The organism is Pseudomonas sp. HMWF006, assembly GCF_003061205.1.
GTDB classification, from domain to species: Bacteria; Pseudomonadota; Gammaproteobacteria; order Pseudomonadales; family Pseudomonadaceae; genus Aquipseudomonas; species Aquipseudomonas monsensis.
This window is the reverse complement of the sequence record NZ_QAIU01000571.1, coordinates 1,274-3,919: the sequence shown is the minus strand read 5'-3', so window position 1 is coordinate 3,919 and position 2,646 is coordinate 1,274. Positions and strand designations below refer to the sequence as shown.

The window sequence follows — 2,646 nt, the reverse complement described above, 5'->3', positions numbered from 1 at the left end:
GGGGCTATTGGTGTGCCCGCCAGATTACCGCTGTTGCGTGGTCGGCAATAGTTGCGCACCACAAAAACCCGAAATTGGCCCCAATCCCCTGTAGGAGTGAGCCTGCTCGCGATAGCGGTGTATCAGGCGAAATATTCTTTGGATGTGCCGACGTCATCGCGGGCAAGCCCGCTCCCGCAGTGTTTTGCAGTGCCCGCAAGAAATCGTATTTTTCCTGTCAGTGGTGTAGCGGTTTTCCGTGCAATTGGGGCTGTAACGCGCAGGTGTCGGCGTTTACGGTGAAGTCATTATTCCGTCTGCCGAGACCTGCCCATGAGCCCGCGCCTGGATTACTACAATGCGTCGCCCAAGGCGATGAAAGCGATCATCGCGATGGAGGCGCTGACCAGCCACCTGAGCATCGAACAGCCGTTGCTGCAACTGATCAGGATCCGCGCCTCGCAGCTCAATGGCTGCGCGTTCTGTACCGACATGCACTCGGTGGATGCGCGGCGCGCGGGGGAGAGTGATCGGCGTTTGTATGCGATCGCGGTGTGGCGTGACAGCGGCTTCTTCAACCCGCGTGAGCGTGCGGCGCTGGCCTGGACCGAGGCGGTGACGTTGTTGGCTGAAAGTCATGTGCCCGATGAGGTGTACCAGCAGGCCAAGGCGCAGATGAGCGAAGCGGAACTGGTGGACCTGACGATCGCCGTGACCACGATCAACAGCTGGAATCGCCTGGCCGTCAGCTTCCGCCAAACCCCCAGTGACTGACGTACACATTCACCTGTGGCGAGGGGATTTATCCCCGTTGGGTTGCGAAGCAGCCCCCGAACCTTACAACTCGGTACATCAGGCTTACCCTGCGCAGCGGGTTTACGACTGCTGCGCAGCCGAACGGGGATAAATCCCCTCGCCACAGGTTGGGAGCCTGCCTGCAGGTTGGTGAGCCTGCCTACAGGTTAGTGAGCTTCCCTACAGGTTGTGAGCCTGCCTGCAGGTTGGTGAGCCTCCCTGCAGGTGTGTGAGTTCGCTCCTTACAGGTTGTGAGCCTGCCTGCAGGTTGGTGAGCCTCCCTGCAGGTGTGTGAGTTCGCTCCTTACAGGTGTGTGAGTTCCTTGCCCCCAAGTGGATGTGTCATTTATTGATGAGTGGAGAGGTGCCGGCATTGGCTGGTGGGCGTTGTGGTTTTACCGAGGTGCCGAAGGTATTGCCCATCCGCGTACTGGTCGCGGCCGGGGTCGCGAGGCCCACCTGATTCGGTGGCCGCTTGTTGACGGGTACATTCAGCGCTTGCTGATTTTTCTCCGCCGCCGCTGCGCCTTGCGGGTTGTTGCCCATCTGCTGGCTCAGGCAATCGTAGTTCGGCGCCTTGTACCCGCCGACCGTCACCTCGACACAGCCCAAGGGTTCTTCGGCAAAAGCGCTCGACAGCGCCGTCAACAACAGCCCGCCAAGGCTGAATCGCCACAGTGTGTTCATGCTCGCCTCCTGGCCGGCCCGGAGGGGCCGCGCTATGGCTTGAGTCTAGTGCAAGCCTTGCGCAAATCCCGTGATGGTTTTTTTGCACCGTCCGTCACACCAGATTCATAAACAGCCCTCAGGATGACGATTTCCAAGGATTCGTCAGCCGTGCAGCGAGGCAGTTCCAGGGACGGTTTTCAGCGTTCAACGAGACTTGTGCGCCGGATGTGTCTGGGGTGGCTGCTTGGCTGTGCGGCGGGCCATGCCATGGCCGACGCGGTGCCGGCGGACTTGCGCATGACGCTGCACATTCCGGCACAGGATCTGGCGCACGCGCTGGACCAGTACAGCCACGCCACCGGCGTAGCGGTGCTGGTCGACAGTCAGTTGAGTCGCGGTCGTCGCTCGCTGGCAGTGGACGGTGAGTACACCGCCGCCGATGCCTTGCGTCGATTGCTCGGCGGCAGTGGTTTGATGGCGCGTTATGCCCGGGACGATGCGTTTACGTTGCAAGTGGCGCAGGTCGAAGACGTGCCGGCGCCGCCACAAAAACAGACGTCCGAAAGCGTTGCCGTCAACCGCAGTTACGCCACGGCCGTGCAAGCGGCCATCGAGCGCAACCTGTGCCGTTCGCCGCTGACGCGTCCGGGCAGTTATCGCGCGGTGTTGCAGGTGTGGGTCGGGCGTGACGGCGTGGTGCAGCACAACCGGTTGGTCACCTCGACCGGCGATGTACGGCGCGACAATGCGCTGGTAGAGAGCTTTCGCAATCTCAGGATCGACCGGCCGACGCCCAGCGCCTTGCGTCAGCCGGTCACGTTGCTGTTGTTACCGGAGTCGTCAGGGAAACGCATGGAATGCACCACATGGGAAGGAGTCTCCGGGGGATGAAAGACACCGGACAAGGTTCGATGGTCCAACTGTTCCTGACGTCCTACGAGGACTTTCGGGTGCGCCTGCGCAGGCGTCTCGGTTCGGAAGACCTGGCCAACGACGTGCTGCACGAAACCTACCTGCGGGTCGACCGCATGGAGACGCCGCCGAACGTCCTGCGGCCCAACGCCTACCTCTATCGCATGGCCCTGAACATCGCTGCGGACCGCCGCCAGGCCGATGCGCGCCTGCTCACCGGCGAGGAAGTCGAGGAACTGCTGCAAATCGGTGACGAAGCCCTCGATCCGGCGCGGGTGGTGGGCGGGCAAA

The 2,646-nt window shown here is 61.9% G+C and carries 4 protein-coding genes; 3 read left to right on the top strand and 1 reads right to left on the bottom strand.

Translation table 11 applies throughout. The annotated features are described in order from the left end of the window. Window positions 1–312 precede the first annotated feature (312 nt). Window positions 313–753 (top strand): carboxymuconolactone decarboxylase family protein, encoded by a 441-nt coding sequence (locus DBR24_RS26185; RefSeq protein WP_128616162.1) that lies wholly within the window; start codon window positions 313–315, stop codon window positions 751–753. Between the two features lie 363 nt (window positions 754–1,116). Here DBR24_RS26185 and DBR24_RS26180 read toward each other — a convergent pair whose 3' ends face one another. Then, window positions 1,117–1,461, bottom strand: coding sequence for a hypothetical protein (locus DBR24_RS26180; RefSeq protein ID WP_123468045.1), 345 nt, complete (start codon window positions 1,459–1,461; stop codon window positions 1,117–1,119). A gap of 207 nt (window positions 1,462–1,668) precedes the next feature. Here DBR24_RS26180 and DBR24_RS26175 point away from each other — a divergent pair, with 207 nt between their 5' ends. Both DBR24_RS26175 and DBR24_RS26170 read left to right on the top strand, forming a co-directional pair. After that, a complete protein-coding gene (locus tag DBR24_RS26175) occupies window positions 1,669–2,334 on the top strand; it encodes a secretin and TonB N-terminal domain-containing protein (protein ID WP_128616163.1) in 666 nt (221 codons plus the stop codon). Beyond that, window positions 2,331–2,646, top strand: a 316-nt coding sequence (locus DBR24_RS26170; protein WP_305889142.1) for an RNA polymerase sigma factor, incomplete at its 3' end; no start/stop codon positions are given. The genes DBR24_RS26175 and DBR24_RS26170, both read left to right, overlap by 4 nt.